Source organism: Streptomyces sp. NPDC014727 (assembly GCF_043083485.1).
In the GTDB taxonomy this organism is placed as follows: domain Bacteria; phylum Actinomycetota; class Actinomycetes; order Streptomycetales; family Streptomycetaceae; genus Streptomyces.
Map to the genome: position 1 here is coordinate 1 of NZ_JBIBYR010000053.1, position 17,356 is coordinate 17,356.

Annotated in this window: 13 protein-coding genes, 3 pseudogenes and 3 riboswitches; of the genes and pseudogenes, 14 read left to right on the forward strand and 2 right to left on the reverse strand. The window is 70.0% G+C overall.

What is annotated here, in order from left to right:
• The first annotated feature begins 321 nt into the window (after positions 1 to 321).
• Positions 322 to 474: riboswitch (cobalamin riboswitch) on the forward strand.
• Positions 475 to 512: 38 nt separating this feature from the next.
• The 4 genes from ACF1B9_RS37110 to ACF1B9_RS37125 are packed head-to-tail and all read left to right on the forward strand — an operon-like array spanning position 513 to position 4,088.
• Positions 513 to 1,493: an ABC transporter substrate-binding protein gene (locus ACF1B9_RS37110; RefSeq protein WP_391746870.1), complete on the forward strand. Its 981-nt coding sequence runs from the start codon at positions 513 to 515 to the stop codon at positions 1,491 to 1,493.
• Entirely contained in the window at positions 1,490 to 2,545 is a 1,056-nt protein-coding gene (locus ACF1B9_RS37115; protein WP_391746869.1) for a FecCD family ABC transporter permease, read from the forward strand. The genes ACF1B9_RS37110 and ACF1B9_RS37115 overlap by 4 nt, the downstream gene beginning before the upstream one ends.
• The gene (locus ACF1B9_RS37120) at positions 2,542 to 3,330 is read left to right on the forward strand and encodes an ABC transporter ATP-binding protein (RefSeq protein ID WP_391746868.1); all 789 of its coding nucleotides are present in this window, start codon (positions 2,542 to 2,544) and stop codon (positions 3,328 to 3,330) included. The genes ACF1B9_RS37115 and ACF1B9_RS37120 overlap by 4 nt, the downstream gene beginning before the upstream one ends.
• On the forward strand, positions 3,327 to 4,088 hold the full coding sequence (locus tag ACF1B9_RS37125) for a (2Fe-2S)-binding protein (protein ID WP_391746867.1): 762 nt from the start codon (positions 3,327 to 3,329) through the stop codon (positions 4,086 to 4,088). The genes ACF1B9_RS37120 and ACF1B9_RS37125 overlap by 4 nt, the downstream gene beginning before the upstream one ends.
• A gap of 176 nt (positions 4,089 to 4,264) precedes the next feature.
• Here ACF1B9_RS37125 and ACF1B9_RS37130 read toward each other — a convergent pair whose 3' ends face one another.
• On the reverse strand, positions 4,265 to 5,677 hold the full coding sequence (locus ACF1B9_RS37130; RefSeq protein ID WP_391746866.1) for a hypothetical protein: 1,413 nt from the start codon (positions 5,675 to 5,677) through the stop codon (positions 4,265 to 4,267).
• 111 nt (positions 5,678 to 5,788) lie between these two features.
• Positions 5,789 to 5,927: riboswitch (cobalamin riboswitch) on the reverse strand.
• 73 nt (positions 5,928 to 6,000) lie between these two features.
• Positions 6,001 to 6,139, forward strand: a riboswitch (cobalamin riboswitch).
• A 111-nt stretch (positions 6,140 to 6,250) separates the two neighbouring features.
• Between ACF1B9_RS37130 and ACF1B9_RS37135 the strand changes: the two genes are divergently transcribed.
• The 8 genes and pseudogenes from ACF1B9_RS37135 to ACF1B9_RS37170 all read left to right on the forward strand — a co-directional run.
• A complete protein-coding gene (locus tag ACF1B9_RS37135; RefSeq protein ID WP_391746865.1) occupies positions 6,251 to 9,007 on the forward strand; it encodes a prenyltransferase/squalene oxidase repeat-containing protein in 2,757 nt (918 codons plus the stop codon).
• Positions 9,004 to 9,933, forward strand: a complete 930-nt coding sequence (locus ACF1B9_RS37140) for a hypothetical protein (protein ID WP_391746864.1) — start codon at positions 9,004 to 9,006, stop codon at positions 9,931 to 9,933. Before ACF1B9_RS37135 ends, ACF1B9_RS37140 begins: the two co-directional genes overlap by 4 nt.
• A 4-nt stretch (positions 9,934 to 9,937) precedes the next feature.
• Positions 9,938 to 11,122, forward strand: coding sequence for an energy-coupling factor transporter transmembrane component T (locus ACF1B9_RS37145; protein ID WP_391746863.1), 1,185 nt, complete (start codon positions 9,938 to 9,940; stop codon positions 11,120 to 11,122).
• Positions 11,119 to 12,774, forward strand: a complete 1,656-nt coding sequence (locus ACF1B9_RS37150; RefSeq protein WP_391746862.1) for an ABC transporter ATP-binding protein — start codon at positions 11,119 to 11,121, stop codon at positions 12,772 to 12,774. The genes ACF1B9_RS37145 and ACF1B9_RS37150 overlap by 4 nt, the downstream gene beginning before the upstream one ends.
• Before the next feature lie 2 nt (positions 12,775 to 12,776).
• Positions 12,777 to 13,595: an ECF transporter S component gene (locus ACF1B9_RS37155; RefSeq protein ID WP_391746871.1), complete on the forward strand. Its 819-nt coding sequence runs from the start codon at positions 12,777 to 12,779 to the stop codon at positions 13,593 to 13,595.
• A 72-nt stretch (positions 13,596 to 13,667) separates the two neighbouring features.
• Positions 13,668 to 14,162 (forward strand): DUF4430 domain-containing protein, encoded by a 495-nt coding sequence (locus tag ACF1B9_RS37160; protein WP_391746861.1) that lies wholly within the window; start codon positions 13,668 to 13,670, stop codon positions 14,160 to 14,162.
• A gap of 135 nt (positions 14,163 to 14,297) precedes the next feature.
• Positions 14,298 to 14,636: pseudogene (locus ACF1B9_RS37165) on the forward strand (transposase); the annotation flags it as partial.
• 293 nt (positions 14,637 to 14,929) lie between these two features.
• Positions 14,930 to 15,106: pseudogene (locus ACF1B9_RS37170) on the forward strand (IS1380 family transposase); the annotation flags it as partial.
• A 72-nt stretch (positions 15,107 to 15,178) separates the two neighbouring features.
• Here the strand turns inward: ACF1B9_RS37170 and ACF1B9_RS37175 are convergent.
• Positions 15,179 to 16,042 carry a DUF3152 domain-containing protein gene (locus ACF1B9_RS37175; RefSeq protein WP_391746860.1) on the reverse strand — a complete coding sequence of 288 codons (864 nt, stop codon included), beginning with the start codon at positions 16,040 to 16,042 and terminating at the stop codon, positions 15,179 to 15,181.
• Between the two features lie 197 nt (positions 16,043 to 16,239).
• On the opposite strand from ACF1B9_RS37175, the gene ACF1B9_RS37180 reads away from it, so the two are divergent.
• Together ACF1B9_RS37180 and ACF1B9_RS37185 are read left to right on the forward strand one after the other, a co-directional pair.
• Complete coding sequence (locus ACF1B9_RS37180; RefSeq protein WP_391746859.1) at positions 16,240 to 16,926, forward strand: response regulator; 687 nt, start codon at positions 16,240 to 16,242, stop codon at positions 16,924 to 16,926.
• Positions 16,923 to 17,356: pseudogene (locus ACF1B9_RS37185) on the forward strand (two-component sensor histidine kinase); the annotation flags it as partial. The gene ACF1B9_RS37180 and the pseudogene ACF1B9_RS37185, both read left to right, overlap by 4 nt.

The window sequence follows — 17,356 nt, forward strand, 5'->3', positions numbered from 1 at the left end:
ATACCACCTGCCCACACCCAGCCACCAGCCCAAAGCGGACGCAGAAATCGATCAGGAGATCACTCTCGAACCACCTCGGCGGATTGAGGCTAAGGGCTTGGTCACGTGCCTGGGCAGGTGGTCGCTCTGGTGGTTTCCTGCTGGTACGAGGGCAGATGAACTCGCGGCGCGTCGGGGTTGGTTGGCGGAATTCGCGCGGGAGGTGTTCGCGCTTTTGGCGCGTGCTGACCGGTGAGTGAAGGACGAGTTGTATCTGTGGGGCCTGTTCCTGGACGGGCGTCATCGCGGACGTCGGCGTCCAGAGCCGACAGCGCAGGGGGCATGACCTGCGGAATACGCGGTCTGACAGAATGAGCTCCGAAAACTCAGGCGACGCGTGTCAGGAAACCGGTGCGAATCCGGTACGGTCCCGCCACTGTGACCGGGCTGCAGCAGCCCGGAAGCCAGATACTGGCCGCGCCGCCTTCTCGTACGACCCAGGGGACGAGGACATCCCCCGGAAAGGCTCGGCCATGCCCCCGATACGCCGTGTACCCCTCGCGCTCATACCCCTGCTTCTGCTGCCGCTCACCGGCTGCGGCACCGGCGGCGAGAGCAAGGCAGAGGCCGCACCGGCCGCCGACGGTTTCCCCTACACCGTCACCAATTGCGGCACGAAGACGACCTTCGACGCCCCGCCGAAGCGGGTCGTCACCATGAACCAGCACGTCACCGAGATCATGCTGGCCCTCGGGCTCCAGGACCGGCTGGCCGGGACCGCCTACCTGGACGACAGCATCCTGCCGGAGTACCGGTCCGCGTACGACAAGACCAAGGTGCTCGCGAAGGAGTACCCCTCCAAGGAAGTGCTGCTCGGCGCCAACCCCGACTTCGTCTACGGCGGGTACAGCAGCGCCTTCGACAAGGCCAAGGGCCAGGACCGGGCGGGGCTCCAGAAGGACGGCATCAACACCCGGCTGAACATCGAGAACTGCGCCAAGGGCAAGGTCGGCATCGATCAACTCGCCACCGAGATCACCCAAGTCGCCAGGACCTTCGGTGTACCGGAGCGCGGCAAGAAGCTGATCGCCGAGGAACGACAGAAGATCACGACGGTCGAGACGGAGCTCAGGGGCTCCGCACATCCCTCGGTGTTCGTGTACGACTCCGGCGACAGCTCCGCGTTCACGGCGGGCGGCAAGGGCATCGGCAACGAGATCGTCCGGCTCGCCGGGGGCAGGAACGTCTTCACGGACCTCGACGCCACCTTCGGCGACGTGTCCTGGGAACAGGTCATCAAGCGCAAGCCCGAGGTGGTCGTGATCTACGACTACGGAGGCACCACGGTCGAGGCCAAGAAGAAGCGGCTGCTGAACGACCCGGCACTCGCGGACGTGCCGGCGGTCAAGAACAAGAAGTTCGCGGTACTCCCGCTGTCCTCGGCGGTGCTCGGTGTCCGGGTCGCCGACGCCGTACAGGACCTGGCCGGGCAGCTGCACCCCGGCACCTCGTGAGCACGGGGTCCGCCCGCCCCGGCCCGAAGTCCGTCCTCCGCTCGGCCCCCGTCGTGATCGGCGCCCTCACGGTGCTGCTGCTCGCGGCGGCGGTGGCCGGTCTGGCGCTCGGCCCGGTACGGATTCCGCCAGGCGAGGTATTGAGTACGGTCCTGGGCGGTGAACGCTCCGGTGCGTTCCCGACGATCGTGTGGGAGGTGCGGCTGCCCAGGGTGCTGCTCGGGGTCGTCGTCGGCGCCGGGCTGGCGCTGTCGGGCGCGGTGCTCCAGGCGTTGGTGCGTAACCCGTTGGCCGATCCGTTTCTGCTGGGCGCCTCGTCCGGGGCGTCGGCGGGCGCCGCCGTGGTCGTCGTGCTGGGGGTCGGTGCCGGGGTGGCCACCGACGTGGCGCTGCCCGTCGCAGCGTTCGCCGGGTCCATGGCCGCGCTGGTCGCCGTCTACGCGATGGCCCGGCGTGGCGGCACCATGACGACGGGCCGGCTGATTCTGGCCGGGGTGGCGATCCAGTACGTGCTGTCCGCGTTCACCAGCCTGATCCTGGTGCTGTCCTCGCGAGCCGAGCATGTGCGGGCGATCCTGTTCTGGACACTGGGCGGCCTGGGTGGCGCCCGTTGGGACCAACTGGTGCTGCCCGCCGTGGTATTGGGTGTCGGGGCTGTAGTCCTGATCAGCCTGGCCCGTCCGCTGGATCTGCTGCTGACTGGGGAGGAAGGGGCCCGCAGCCTCGGCCTGGACCCCGGACGCTTCCGGGGTGGTGTCTTCGTGCTGGTGTCGCTGATCATCGGGGTGCTGGTCGCCTACAGCGGGGCGATCGGCTTCGTCGGCCTGATGGTTCCGCACGCCGCCCGGCTGATCGTCGGCGCGTCCCACCGCAGGCTGCTGCCGGTGACCGCGCTCGGCGGGGCCGTCTTCCTGCTCCTGGCCGATCTGCTGGCGCGGACCGTGGCAGCCCCCGAAGAGATTCCCGCCGGGGTGATCACTGCCCTGGTGGGCGGCCCGTTCTTCCTCTGGCTGCTGCGCCGCTCCAGCCATACCGAAGGGATCACCGGATGAGCCCGGCACCGTCCCCGACGGCGCTCGCCGCCGACGGGATCAGCTACGAGGTGGCCGGTCGTATCCTGCTCGACGCGGTCACGCTGGACGCCGCCCCCGGCGAGACGGTCGGCCTGGTCGGGCCGAACGGCAGCGGCAAGACCACCTTCCTGCGCTGTGTGTACGGCGCCCTGCGCCCCGCGGCGGGTCGGGTCCTGCTGGACGGAGTGGACGCAGGTTCCCTCGGCGTGAAGGAACGGGCCCGCCGCGTCGCCGTCGTCCCGCAGGACAGCCCCGGCACCTTCGGCCTGACCGTACGCCAGGTCGTGGCGATGGGCCGAAGCCCGCACAAACGGTTCTGGGAGCAGGACGACGCCCACGACGCCCGCCGCATCGACCAGTCGCTCCAGCGCGTCGGCGCGGCGTCCCTGGCCGACCGGCGGTTCGAAGAGCTGTCCGGCGGGGAACGGCAACGGGCCCTGATCGCCCGCGCCCTCGTCCAGGAACCGGGGCTGCTGGCGCTCGACGAACCCACGAACCATCTGGACATCCGCTACCAGCTGGAGATCCTCGGCCTGGTGAGGACGCTCGGCACCACCAATCTGCTGGTGCTGCACGACCTCAACCTGGCCGCTTCCTACTGTGACCGGCTGTTCGTCCTGAGCGCCGGACGGCTGGTGGCGTCCGGCTCCCCGCGCGCGGTCCTGACGGAAGAGCTGCTGGCCGAGGTCTACGGGATACGGTCCCGGATCGGCGTCCACCCGGTCACCGGCTCCCCCAACGTCGTCTACCTCCCGCTGTCATGAGTGACGGCACTTCCCCCGACTGGACGCCCTCGCCGCACGGGCCACGCTGGCAGGTCACCGAAGGCGAACCGTCCGCGAGCGAAGCAGGGCAGTGGCTGGCAGCCGACCGACTGGCCGATCCGGCGGGCGAGGAGCTGTCCACGCTGCTGGAGCGCGAACGCACAAGCAGCGGCCACCGCACCGGTCATGCGACCGCGCTGACCCTGATGGCGGTGTACGCGGGCCGGGTCACTGCCGCCGCCGTGCTCCACTGGGCGCTGCACGACGAGGTCCCGGACATGCGGTCCGGCAATGTCCTGGTGCGCCCCGCCGCGCACGGGATCGGCGGGGTCCGGGTGCGCAGAGCTCGGCTGCTGGTACCCCGGGCCGGGGAGGACTCCGTGCGGCTGCTGCACCGCACCGTGCTCGACGGGCATCTGCTGCCCATCGCCGATGCGTTGCACCGTCGTACCCGCGCCGGGGCCAGGCAGTTGAGTGGAGGGATCGCCCATGGCTGCGCCACGGCGCTGTGCGCGTACGGCGCCCAGGTGGATCTGTTGGCGTCCCGCTGGCGGCAGTTCGTGGACACCGCGCCCGGCGGACTCGCGACGCTGGGCGAGGTGGCACGGGTCCGACGGGCGCCGGACTGCCAGGAGCGGCTGGTCTATCTGCGCAACACCTGCTGTCTGTACTACACGAGTGCGGAGGCGGTGCGCTGTGCGAGCTGTTGTCTGACAAGCCGCGAGGAGCGGCTACGCGCGTACGCGAGGCCGAAGTAGCACCAGCCTGGCGGTCACTGTTCCCCTTTTCTCGCTCAATACCCATGAAAAGTTGGCGAGTTGAGGAGCCATCACTTCACGCTCATGCGGCAGTCGCGGCGCCGGCCGCGACGTGCGGGTACCTGACCACGAAACGTGGGTGAGGGCCCTACGGCGGGGGCCCTCACCCGTGAGAATCAGGCGCCCCAGCGCAGAGCGATGGTGTCACCCATGTTGATCAACTTCTCGCGAAGGGCGCCGGCGAAGGCGGAGCCGTCAACACTGGCCTTCCAGGTGTTGGATCCGATATTGGCCTTGCCGTTGATCGCGGTGATCGTGCCGGTGCCCGACGAGGGGGTCACGCTCGTGACGCAGCCCGCCGGAGAGGCTCCGCTCGTCGCGGCGGCCAGTACGTCCCCGAGGGTCGTGGTCGTCCCGGTCGGGATGAAGGGCACCGAGCACACCTTCAGGTTGCCGGTGCCGTCGTCGACGGTCAGCGCGAGCTTGGTGGAGGTGCCCGCGGTGAAGGTGGGCTGGGCGACCCACTGCGGGGCGCCCGGAGTGACCGGGGTCGGCGGGGCGGCCGTGAAACCGCCGCCGACGACCGCGCGAAGTGCGTCGATCGAGGAGTAGGGGGAGGGCGCGGTGTCGGACGGCTTGTACTTGAAGCCGCCCGCCGGGTTGAACTGGTTCGCGATCAGGAAGTCGATCGGCGTCTTGCCGTTGACGGTGACGAAGTCGCCGGTCTGGGGGTTGATTCCGCAGGCGTTCAGGCCCGCCACGCCCCAGCCGTTGGAACTGGTGTTGACCCCGTAGAGGGAGTTGAACGCACCGGTGGTGGCGACCAGTTTGCCCTTGAGGAAGTTCTTGGCCCGGACGACGTCCGCGTCGGTATTGGGAACGCCCGAGACACAGAGGGCGGCCATCGCGGCGCCAGTCATGTCGACGTCGCTCGCGGAGTTGAGAGCCGTGGAGTCACCTTCGGCCTTGCTGTAGGTCCAGCCGCCGTCGACGTGCTGGTTGGCCCGGATACGGGTGACCATCGAGTCGGTCAGCGACTGCGGGATGCGGGCGCCGCCGGTCTGGGTCTTGGCGCCGCCGAGAGCGAGAGCCGCGAAGACGGTGCCGTTGAAGTTTCCGGACGGGCCGAAGTAGCCGGGCTCGGCGGTCTGCCAGTACGAGTAGATGTCGGCGACGAGGTTGCGGGAGGCGGAGACGCGGGCCGGGTCGATGCCGGCGGCGTACGCGTTCAGCGTGCCCCGCTCGTAGTCGGTGACCACGGGGGCAGCGGAGGGCCAGCCGGACGTGGACAGCAGGTTGCGATAGACGGTGCGGGCGTTCTTCGTGGTGTCGCCGCCCGGAGCGACATCGACGACAGCTGTGCCGGAAGCCGCGAAGGCGCTGAACGCCCACTCGTTGGACAAGCCGGAGCCGGTGTACGAACCATCCGCCGCCTGGAGCGACTTGAGATAGGAAACGCCGTTGGTCTTGGACGTGGCTATCTGCGCGGGACTGGAGGTCGCGAAGGCGGGCAGTACGGTGAGGGCGAGAGCGCCGAACGCCGCGGGCACCGCGAGTGCGAGACGACGGGAAGTACGAAGACGGGGCATGGCCTGCTCCTGGAATCGGCGGACGCCGGCCTCCAGTGCATGGCGGGCTCTCCGTGCAAGGGCACGGCCGGGCATGGTCGGGAGCCACCGTCCGGAACGCGTGGTACGGCTTCATGTACTGCTTCGCCATATGGGCATTCGGGCTCGGAAACGGCCCCCGCCGTCCCACACCGCTGCGCGTCAGCTCCGGCTTCGCACCGGATTCCCCCATCTGGCAGCCCAGGACGCTACCCGAGTGGTCAAGGGTCCGCCAGCCACTCGGACGGGGACGGACCCCGGGTGTCCGGGATTCGTCCGGTGAGGCACACACCATCTTGACGGCCCGACCAGATCCGTGTTGCACTCCGGCTGATAGACGCTCAGCACCAGGGGAAGCCGGTCGAATTCCGGCGCTGACCCGCAACCGTAGGCCCGGTTCGTCCCGGGTGAGCCGGAATGCCTGGAGCAGGTACAGAGACACGAGGAACGCCGTCGCGGACTACGGCGTGGTCGTCGCACCCTTCCCCATGGCACAGCAGCCGTGCGGGGGCGCATCGCCACGTACGCAGCCGCCCGGCAGAGACGAGGGGCCGCGTGGGGACCGAACAGCAGTCGAAACGGCGGACAAGCAGGAGACAGCAGCTGCTGTCTCTCTTGACCGCTTCCCTTCTGATGCTCGGTGCGGGAGTGGCGTTCTCCACTGCCCCGCCGGCGAGCGCCGACCCCGTCGAGCAGTGCACCGCCACGACCGGCGCCATCGTCGCAGTGGACTTCGGCCCCTTCGGCGGCCCGGTGGTACGCGGCTGCGACACCACCCCCACGACCGGCTACGAGTTGCTGCACGAGGGCGGGTTCGGCACCACCGGCACCGTCCACGACGGCGACGGATTCATCTGCCGGATAGGCAACGGTTCCTTCAACACCGGTACGGAGTACCCCACTCCGGACAAGGAGGACTGCGTCCTCACCCCGCAGGCCACCGCGTACTGGTCGTACTGGATCGCCTCGCCCGGGCAGAAGAACTGGACCTACAGCCCCCTCGGCGCCATGTCCCGCACCCCCAAGGACGGAGACGTGGACGCCTGGGTGTTCGGCGGCACCGACGTCGGCGGCACCACCGGCAAGCCCACCTTCTCTCCCGACGACGTACGGGCCAAGGGCGGTGTTCCTACCACGGACCCGACCGGTCCCACGGACCCGCCGACCGTGCCTCCTGGCTCGGTCGACGTGGCCACCGCCACCCGCTGGCTCACCGGGAACCTGACGGACGAGGAGCGTGTCGTCGACGAGGGCACCACCACTGCGAACCACCTGCTCACCACCGAGGTCGTCTACGCCCTGGCCGCCGCCGATCCCAAGAGCCCGGCGGCGCGGAGGGCCGCCGCGTTCCTGGCCACACCCGCGCAGACGGACGCGTACGCGTACCCGGCAGGCAAGGACGGGATTCCCGACGCCTCGGCCGCCGCACGTCTGGCGCTCGTGGCCGAGGCCACCGGCAAGGACCCGCGCGACTTCGGCGGGCACGATCTTCTCGGGGACCTCGTCAAGTACGTCTGCCCGAGAGACATCGGCGACGGCGAGACGATCCCCGGTTGCCTCACCAAGGGCGACTTCCGCACCACGGGGCAGGCCGACGCCCAGGCCATGGCCGTCATCGCCCTGCTGAACGGCGATGTAGCACCCCCGGCCGACGCCGTGACCCGGCTGACCGGGCTCCAGTGCGAGGACGGCGGCTTCACGGGCATCCTCATCCGGGCCGGCGAGTGGTGCGACAGCGACGCGAGCTCCACCGGACTGATCGCCCTGGCCCTCAAGCGGGCCGGCGGCCACGACGCGGTGGTCGGAAAGGCGCGAGCCTATCTCAAGAAGTCCCAGCTCCCGACCGGTGCCTGGCCCTCCGCGTCGTACCTGACGACCGGCAGCGCGGGCCCCACCGGCTGGGCGGTGCAGGCCCTGCGTGCCCTGGGCGACACGGCCCGGGCCGACGCCGGTGTCTCCTGGCTCTCCAGGCAGCAGCTCCCCGGGGGCGGCTTCGGCTTCGAGGAGGGCGAGACCGAGCCCCGGTTGTTCGCCACCACCCCGGTTGTCATCGCGGGTGCCAAGAGCGACCTGGCCACGCTGACCACCAAGAAGGCCGACCCGCCGACCATCCCTCCGGCAGGTGACGGGCCCGACCTGAAGAAGGGCACGGCCTACCTCACCGATCATAAACGACTGATACAGGGCCACTACTACGAGAACGCCAAAGGATCCGGATTCGCCGACTTCGGCATGACCATCGACGGCGCCTACGCACTCGCCGCAACCGGCCACGACAACGCCGCTCTGCGTAACATCGTGGACTTCCTCGACAAGGGCGGCAAGGACGGCAAGGGCCGCGGTATTCATGACTGGACGCTGATCGGCACCAAGTACGCGGGCGGCGGCTTCATCGGCAAGGCGGCCGTCCTGGCCGAGGTCGTGGGCCGCGACCCCCGAGACTTCGGCGGGCAGGACCTGATCGGCGCGCTGGCCAAGGCGATCTGCCCGGCGAAGACACCGACGCCGCGCCCCTGCGCGGCCAAGGGCAACTACACCTACGCCACTTCCGTCTTCTCCCAGTCCCTCGGCGTCATGGCCCAGGTCCGCGCGGGCGAGACGGCCGCCGCGGCCGAACCGATCGCCTATCTCAAGAGCCTTCAGGAGCCCTCGGGTGCTTGGCCGAGCCTGATCGGCGAGAAGAGCGACGCCGAGGTCGACTCCACCGCGATGGCCGCCATGACCCTGGACCTGCTGCCCGACGCCGCCTCACAGGCGGCCGTGGACAAGGCCCTGGCCTGGCTGGCCACCCAGCAGCTGGCGGACGGCGGCTTCCCCGGCGCCTCCGGCAACTCCGTGAACTCCGCCGCTCTGGCCGTACAGGGCCTGTCGCTCGACGCCACGAAATACGCGGACGGCATCGCCAAGGCCCGCAAGTTCCTGGCCTCTCAGCAGAACACCGACGGCGGGTTCAACGTCATCAAGGGCGGCCAGCCCGGGTCTGACGTCCGCGCCTCGACCCAGGCCGTCGGCGGCGCCACCGGCATCTCCTTCGGCACTCTCACGCGCAGCCTCGACGGCACCACCCCGGAGCCCGCGCCCAGCGGTTCGGGCCAGCCATCCGGCTCTCCTTCGACGCCCGACATCGTGACCCCGGGCGAGGAGACGGGCGGAGCCGGTGCGGACGGCAACTCGGGCTCGGGCGGCGGCCTCGCCTCCACCGGCGCACAGATCGGCGGCCTCGCCGCAGCAGCCGTGGTGCTGGTCCTCGGCGGCTGGGGCGCGACCCGCGCCGCCCGGCGCCACCGCGAGACCACCGGGGGCGAGGCATGAGGAGCAGTCGTGTCCTGCGCGCCCTGGCCCGTACCGCGGCCGCCCTGGGACTGACGGTGGCGGCGTTCACCGCCACTGCGGCCCCCGCCGGGGCCGCCCCTCAGCCGATGGGTCAGTGCACCACCTCCTCGGGTGTCGTGCTCGCCGTGGACTTCAGCCATTGGGGCGGGCCCATCTACCGCTCCTGCGGGACCACTCCCACCACTGGGTACGATCTCCTCAACCAGGGCGGCTGGCGGACCACGGGAACCGGCCACGACGGCCCTGCCTTCATCTGCCGCATCGGATACAGCGGACATCAGGGCGGCAAGCAGTACCCGACTCCGAAGCAGGACGACTGCGTCCTGACGCCGCCCGCCTCCGCCTACTGGTCGTACTGGCACGCCGGACCGGGGCAGAGCACCTGGGAATACAGCCAGCTCGGCGCCATGCTCTACAAGCCGAAGCCCGGCAGCGTGGACCTGTGGATCTTCGGCGGGACGAACATCGAGGGCACCCAGGGCCGGCCCACCGTCACTCCCGATCAGCTGCGCGCCAAGAACGCGAGGCCCACCGGCGGCGGCAAGCCCGTCCCCAAGGACACCCGCACCGCGGCGCCCCTTCCGCCGAACGTCGACACCGGCCCCGCGCCGGAGAACCCGCCCCCGGCGGACCCGACGCCACCCGCGACGACGCCACCATCGAACCCCTCGGCCTCACGGAGTGCCTCGGCCTCGGCGAGCCCCTCCGGGAGCGTCTCGCCGACCCCCTCCGCTTCGCCGTCGTCCAGCACGCCCGCTTCCGGACCCAGAGTCGTCGACGCGGCGCCCGCGGCCGATGCGAAGTACGACGTGGGCTCGTACCTGCCCGCCGTGGCGACCGGTGTACTCGTCCTGCTCATCGGCGGCGCCGCCTGGTACGCGGCGAAGCGCCGCCGCACGGAGTAGCCGCGTGCCCCACACCAGCACGGACGCGGTCAGGCCGCCCGCGTCCGGCCTCGCGCCGGACACGGGCGGCCGCCGTCTGCCCCGCACCCTGCACCCCATCGCCTGGTGGATCTGGGCCCTGACCCTCGCCACCGCCGTCAGCCGCACGAACAATCCACTGCTGCTGCTCCTGGTCCTCGCGGTCCTCGGATACGTCATCACCATGCGCCGGACGGAAGCCCCCTGGGCCAGAGGCTTCAAGTACTACCTCTACCTGGCCCTGACCGTCGTGGCGATCCGCGTGGTCTTCCGTGCCGTCTTCGCCACCGGCATCACGCCCCACGACCACTTCCTCTTCTCGCTCCCCCACATCCCGACCCCCGACTGGTACGCGGGCATCCAACTCGGCGGCCCGGTGTCCCTGGAGGCGTTGCTGTCGGCCGCGACCGACGGGTTGCGCCTTGCCTGCATGCTCTGCTGCATCGGTGCCGCCAACACCCTCGCCAACCCCAAGCGTGCCCTCCGCGTACTGCCCGGAGCTCTGTACGAGCTGGGCGTCGCCGTCACGGTCTCCATCAGCGTGGCGCCCCAATTGGTGCAGAGCGTCCAGCGCGTGCACCGGGCCCGGCGGCTGCGTGCCGGGCGCTCCAAGGGTCTGCGGGCCCTGCGCGGCATCGTCGTCCCCGTCCTCGAAGACGCCCTGGAGCGCTCCCTCCGGCTGGCCGCCGCCATGGACTCCCGCGGCTACGGACGCGCCGGGACCGCCACTCGCCGCTCCCGCCGTGCGACCGGCGTTCTCATGCTGCTCGGGATGTGCGGCCTGTGCGCCGGTGCCTACGGGCTCCTCGACGCCACCGCGCCGGCCGTGCTCGGCTTTCCCGCTCTCGCGGCCGGCGGGCTGCTGTGCGTGGCCGGACTGCGCCTCGGCGGGCGCAGGATCACCCGCACGACCTACCGGCCCGACCCCTGGCGAGCCGCCGAGTGGGCCGTCGCGGGCTGCGGGGTCCTGTCCGCCGTGCTCCTCTTCACCAACGCCGGCTTCGACGCGGCCGAGTTGAACCCCTCCATCTACCCGCTCAGCTGGCCGTCCCTGCCACTCGTCCCGGCCTCCGCGATCGTCCTCGCGGGAGCAGCCGGATTCCTGGCCCCGCCACCGATCACTCCCATCCGTCCGGCCGTCCCCGCGCAGCGCACCGAGGAACCCAAGTGATCACCTTCGACCAGGTCACCGTCCAGTACGAGGACACGGCCGAACCCGTCCTGCGGGACGTGAACCTCACCGTGGAGGAAGGCGAACTCTGCCTCGTCGTGGGCCACACCGGCGTCGGCAAGTCCACCCTGCTGGGCGCCGTCAACGGCCTCGTCCCCCACTTCACCGGAGGCACTCTCTTCGGGCGCGTCACCGTGGACGGCCGGGACACCGCGGACCATCCGCCCCGCGAACTCGCCGACGTCGTGGGCGTCGTCGGCCAGGACCCTCTCGACGGCTTCGTCACCGACACCGTCGAGGAGGAACTCGCCTATGCCATGGAGCAGTTGGCCGTACCCCCGGCAACCATGCGCAAGCGCGTGGAGGAGACCCTCGACCTGCTCGGCCTCGCCGATCTGCGCCATCGCGCCCTGTACGAACTTTCCGGAGGCCAGCAGCAGCGCGTCGCCATCGGCTCCGTCCTCGCCGCCCACCCGCGGGTTTTGGTCCTGGACGAACCCACCTCCGCGCTCGACCCGACCGCCGCGGAAGAGGTCCTGGCCGCCGTCACCCGGCTCGTCCACGACCTCGGCGTCACCGTCCTCCTCGCCGAACACCGCCTGGAGCGCGTCGTCCAGTACGCCGACCATGTGATTCACCTCCCCGGCGACGGCCACGTCGTCTCAGGCCCGCCCGCCGAGATCTTCCGTACGTCGTCCATCGCACCGCCCATCGTCGAACTCGGCCGCACCGCCGGCTGGTCCCCGCTTCCCCTCTCCATCCGCGACGCCCGCCGGGCCGCAGCACCGCTGCGCACCCGGCTGGCCCATGTCGCTCTCCCAGCGGTGCGGCCCGCTTCCGACGGGGACCGCGCCAAACTGCTCACCGCGCGCGGGATCACTGTGACGTACCAGGGCGTTCCCGCCGTCCGTGAGGTCGATGTCGACCTGTGCGGCGGGGAGATCACCGCCCTCATGGGCCGCAACGGCTCCGGCAAGTCTTCCCTGCTCTGGGCTCTCCAGGGCTCCGGGCCCCGCAGGGCCGGCTCGGTGGCCGTGGGTGAGCCCGGCGGCCCGAAGGCACAGGACCCACAGAAGGTCTCGGCGGCAGCGGCCCGGCAGCTCGTCGGTCTGGTCCCGCAGACTCCCACCGACCTGCTCTACCTGGAGAGCGTCAAGCAGGAGCTCGACCAGGCCGATTCCGAGTCCGGGGTCGCGGCGGACGGGACACCGGCCCGCGCCATCCTGGACCGGCTGGCGCCCGGCATCCCCGACACCACTCACCCACGCGACCTGTCCGAGGGCCAGAAGCTGGCCCTCGTCCTGGCGATCCAACTCGCCGCCGCCCCGCGAGTGCTGCTGCTGGACGAGCCGACGCGCGGTCTGGACTACCGGGCCAAGGGCGAGCTGATCGGCATCGTGGACGGGCTGGCGGCCGAGGGGCGGGCCGTCGTGATCTCCACGCACGACGTGGAGTTCGTCGCCCGGGCGGCCGACCGCGTCGTGGTCATGGCCGAGGGTGACGTCGTGGCCGACGGCCCCACCGGCGAGGTCATCGTCGCTTCCCCCGTCTTCGCCCCGCAGACCGCGAAGATCCTGGCCCCACTGCCCTTCCTCACCGTGGACCAGCTGGCCGCCGTACTCCCCGCTGACAGAACGGACCTCGACTCGTGAGCATGTACACCGCGGCCATTCGCATCCGTGCCCGGGCCGGGGTCGTCATCGCCATGGCTGCTTTTCTGGGCGTCGTCGCGTTCTTCTGGCCCTTTCTCGTAGCACCTGGCACGTTCGGCTCGAACTACGCCCCGCCCCTGATCTTCGGCGTGCTGCTGGTGATCGTGCTCTGCGTGGTGATCTCCGAGATCGCCGAAGGCGGCATCAACTCCAAGGCGCTCGCCATGCTGGGCGTGTTGTCCGCCGTCAACGCGGCCGTCCGTCCGCTGGGCGCGGGTACGGCCGGCATCGAAACGGTGTTCTTCATACTCGTCCTCGCCGGCCGGGTGTACGGCCCCGGCTTCGGCTTCACTCTCGGGTGCACCTCCCTCTTCGCCTCCGCGCTGATCACCGGCGGCGTGGGTCCGTGGATGCCGTACCAGATGTTCGGCTGTGCCTTCGTCGGCATGCTCGCCGGATTCCTCCCCCGGGCGACCGGCCGCCGGGAAGTCCTCATGCTCGCCATCTACGGCTCGCTCTCCGGCTACTTGTTCGGCTTCCTCCTGAACCTCTCCTTCTGGCCCTTCTCCCTGGACCCGAACAGCTCCATCGCCTACCTGCCGGGGCTCCCGTTCACCGAGCAGTTCCAGCGATACATCGCCTTCGACCTGGCCACATCCCTCGGCTGGGACACCGGCCGCGCCGTCACCAACCTCATCTGCATCACCCTGGCCGGTCCCGCCGTCCTCACCGTCTTCCGCCGCGCCGCCCGCAAGGCCCGTTTCCAGGCACCGATCCGCTTCGCGCGCAGCGATGCGGGCCCGGGCTCCGCGACGGGTTGAACCCCGGCCGACTGCACCCTGCCGCCGGTCGCACATCGCACCACACCGCACCGCACGATCGAGAGGAACCTCATGCGCCAGAATCTGATCCGCCGTGCCACCGTGACCACCGCGGTTCTCGGTCTCACCCTCGCCACAGCACCCTCGGCCGCGCAGGCCGAGAACGCCACCATGCGATTCACCAACGCACCGGTGAGAGTCACCGTCACTGTCCAGAGCTCCGACGGCCTGCTCTTCCAGAAGAAGGTCACGACCTGGGGGCATGACGTCACCACAGCCACGGGCGGCACCCACAAGTGCGACGGCACCAACGGCGGTGCCAACACGTCGAAGGTCCCGACTCCGACGGCCGCCCTGGACCACGCGGCAAAGTGGAACAACTTCTCCTGGGACGGCGCCTGGTACGCGTCCTTCGACGACTACTCGGTCGACACCATCAAGGGCGTGAACGGCGGCGGCTCCGCCTACTGGAGCATTTCCGTGAACGGCACCCCGACTCCGGTCGGCGGCTGCCAGTTCGAGATAGAGAACCGCGACCAGGTCGCGTTCACGTGGACCTCGTTCTGACGCTCTCCTGTCCGAGGCCACGCCTCACCGGATGACCGGCAGCAGCGGCGCGGGCCTCGTCGGACCGACCGCCAGTCCGGGTCGTGGCCTTGCGGCACCGTGTGGGGGACATGGAACTGGCTCCATGGCCGCCCGAAAGAGACCGCTCTGCTGGAGAAGATCACCGCGGCCTGTCCGGAGATGACCGCACTCGCCGATCTCGTACGCGGCTTCGCCGCCCTACTCAAACCGGCCGAGGGCCACCACGTGAAACTCACCGAGTGGATCACGGCCGCCTGCGCTGTCGACCTTCCCTACCTGCGCAGCTTCACCAACGGACTCGAAATCGACCGGCCCGCCGTGATCGCCGGACTCACCCTGCCCTACCACAACGGCCGCACCGAAGGCGTCAACACCCGCACCAAGAGAATCATGAGACAGATGCACGGACGTGCCGGGTTCGACCTCCTCCGCCACCGCATCCTCCTACCCTGACAGACACCCATCGTCACCACTGACTACGAGCCAGACCCGTTCGTTCGACAGACTCGGCTTCTACTCAACCAGTTCGGAGGCGCATCTCCGGGATGCGTTCTTCCACGCCGCCACGTGCGGTGTCCGCTGTGTTCGATGACCCGAATCTGGTTGCGCATGCCGGACTGGTTCCGATGATGCGGCTGGCCGAACGGTGTGGGCTGTCGGACCTGGTGACGCAGAAGGTGAAGCTGACCGGGACGACGAACGGCGCGGGTGCGTCGGCGGACGCCAAGGTCAGCAGCATCGTGGTCGGCATGGCCGCAGGGGCAGACAGCATCGACGACCTCCGCGTGCTGCGTCACGGTGCGATGCCGACCCTGTTCCGAGGGGTCCGTGCCCCGTCCACACTGGGCACCTTCCTCCGTTCGTTCACCCACGGCCACGCACTCCAACTCCACGCCGTCCATCGCAGGTTCCTCGGCGAACTGCCGCCCCACCCCGCTGCTGCCCAGCGCCGGTCCGGTCCCTCGAGCGGCGCGCCTCCGGGAACGGCCGCCGCGTCACGTCACGTGCGGTCCGGAGATGAGGTGACCGTTCTTGTCATAGGGCCAGGCGTTGGCGATGCATCCGTGCAGGCCCTTGATCTGCTGCATCATCACCGGGGCCAGTCGCCCGGGACTCGCGCAGGTCATGTGTGTGTGGCCCAGGAAGTGCCCCATCTCGTGGTTGATGATCAGCGCCCGGTAGTCATGGATCGGGCCGTCGAACGTAGGCGAGCCCTCGACCCAGCGTTTGAGGTTGACCACCACCCCGTCGGGGACCTCGCAGTTGTATTCGCCCCCGGTGTCCTGGTGGATGCCCGCCCAGCACAGAGCGTCCGCCGTTCCTGGTCTCGCGATCTTCACCGTGAGGTCGTGAGGCGCTCCCGCGCCCACCAACTGGAAGGAGTAGGCCTGGTTGCGGATCCAGCCCCGGGGAGCGGCAAGTATGTCGGCGATCTCGTTCGCCGCTTGGGTCGGCGAGATCTCGAGCCCGGCCTCGACCTCCACCACGTAGCGGAGCAGGCGCGGCCCCTGACCGACCTTCGCGCCGCCGGCGTCCGCGGTGACGAACGAGCCGGTGCCCCTCGCAGGGACGTCGTTCTCGGCAGGGGGCTGAGTGGGCGTCGGGGCGGGCGCGGGGGTGATGCGCACCGTGCTCCGCGGGCGCGGCGCGCCGCTCGACGCGTCACTTCGTCCGCCGTCCAGGAGGTACGGCGCCGAGCCGAGCAGACCGACGGCCATCAGCGTGCCGATCAGATAGCTCCGCGACCGGCGGGTCGGAGCGCTCCGGCGATGGGAGGACCGGTGCTGACGGCCACCGCGATGGGAGGCCGGGGCTCTGCCGGTGGGTGGTGCGGATTCCCGCTCTCGTGCCGAATGCATGGCAGCTCAGACTGGTCGTTTCAGATGATCACGATGAGTTCGGATGATGACGAAATGGCAACGGTTGTTTGCCGGTGACTCTCGCAGCCCGGGACCGGACCGCCGGCGCCCCGGCCCGTTGTGATCATTCGGTAACAGCACTCGCGAGGGGCTCTTTCCGGGACGGTCGCCTCATCCGATCGGCCTACACTGGCGAAGTGCCACGAGTCCTGATTGTCGAAGATGACCCAGATGTCCGTAAGGCCGTCCAGTTGGCGCTACGACATCAGGGGCATGACGTATTCGCCGCCGGAACCGGTGAAGAGGGATTGGAACAGCTCCACCCCTTCCGGCCCGACGTCATCGTGCTCGACCTCATGCTGCCCGGCATGTCCGGCCTCGACGTGTGCCGGCGGATAAGGGTTCGCGACCAGGTGCCGATCATCATGGTGACGGCGAAGGGGGACGACATCGACGTGGTCGTGGGGCTGGAGGCCGGCGCGGACGACTACGTGGTCAAGCCCGTGCAGGCCCGGGTGCTCGACGCGCGCATACGGGCCGTGCTGCGCAGACAGGACGCGTCGGCCTCGGACGGCCTCCGGCCCCTGCCGGAGTCGCACGGTGAGCTGGTCATCGACCGGGCGGGGCTCGTGGTGACACACCGTGGCGAACCCGTCGTGCTCGCCCCCTCCGAGCTTCGGCTGCTGCTGACCCTGTCGGCCTCGCCCGGCCAGGTGTTCAGCCGCCAGCAACTGCTGGAAGCGGTCTGGGAGCACAGCTACCACGGCGACATACGGCTCGTGGACGCCTGTGTGAAGCGATTGCGCGGCAAGCTCGGTGAGGGCAGGGATCCCCGGTACGTGCAGACCGCACGCGGCTTCGGTTACCGCTTCGGTAGCTCGTGAACGACCGCAGAACCGTGCGGGCACGAAAGGTCGTACGCGGACGCGAGGCCGCCGCGGCCGGGCAGGACGCCGGGCCGGGGCGATTCCTCGGGGCGGTTCTGGCCCGAGTCCCGCTTCCGCTGCGAGGGCTGCGCCCCCGCCTGGTGGCGGCCTTCGTCCTGGTGACCATGGCCAGCGCCCTGGGCACCGGAACACTCGCTTTCCGGGAAGCGCGCACGGGGGTGCTGCAGCAGAGCCAGGACTCCGTCATCAGGCAGTTCCGGACGAGCGTCGACGCCGTGGCCGTCCACACCTCCGCCACGCCGGACCAGTCGGAGCTGCAGTCGGCGGTGAATCAGGTGCTCGGCGCCAACCAGTCACAAGGGTGGCGGGTCATGGCCACATACGGCGGCCTTCGCGCCTACGCGCCGAGCGCCGACTTCGACAGGCT

What these genes read in the sequence shown, in the direction of transcription:
- ACF1B9_RS37125 (WP_391746867.1), top strand. Translation starts at nt 3,327, where the DNA reads ATGAGTGACGGCACTTCCCCCGACTGGACGCCCTCGCCGCACGGGCCA.
- ACF1B9_RS37155 (WP_391746871.1), top strand. Translation starts at nt 12,777, where the DNA reads ATGTACACCGCGGCCATTCGCATCCGTGCCCGGGCCGGGGTCGTCATC.
- ACF1B9_RS37140 (WP_391746864.1), top strand. Translation starts at nt 9,004, where the DNA reads ATGAGGAGCAGTCGTGTCCTGCGCGCCCTGGCCCGTACCGCGGCCGCC.
- ACF1B9_RS37160 (WP_391746861.1), top strand. Translation starts at nt 13,668, where the DNA reads ATGCGCCAGAATCTGATCCGCCGTGCCACCGTGACCACCGCGGTTCTC.
- ACF1B9_RS37130 (WP_391746866.1), bottom strand. Translation starts at nt 5,677, where the DNA reads ATGCCCCGTCTTCGTACTTCCCGTCGTCTCGCACTCGCGGTGCCCGCG.
- ACF1B9_RS37120 (WP_391746868.1), top strand. Translation starts at nt 2,542, where the DNA reads ATGAGCCCGGCACCGTCCCCGACGGCGCTCGCCGCCGACGGGATCAGC.
- ACF1B9_RS37110 (WP_391746870.1), top strand. Translation starts at nt 513, where the DNA reads ATGCCCCCGATACGCCGTGTACCCCTCGCGCTCATACCCCTGCTTCTG.
- ACF1B9_RS37175 (WP_391746860.1), bottom strand. Translation starts at nt 16,042, where the DNA reads ATGCATTCGGCACGAGAGCGGGAATCCGCACCACCCACCGGCAGAGCC.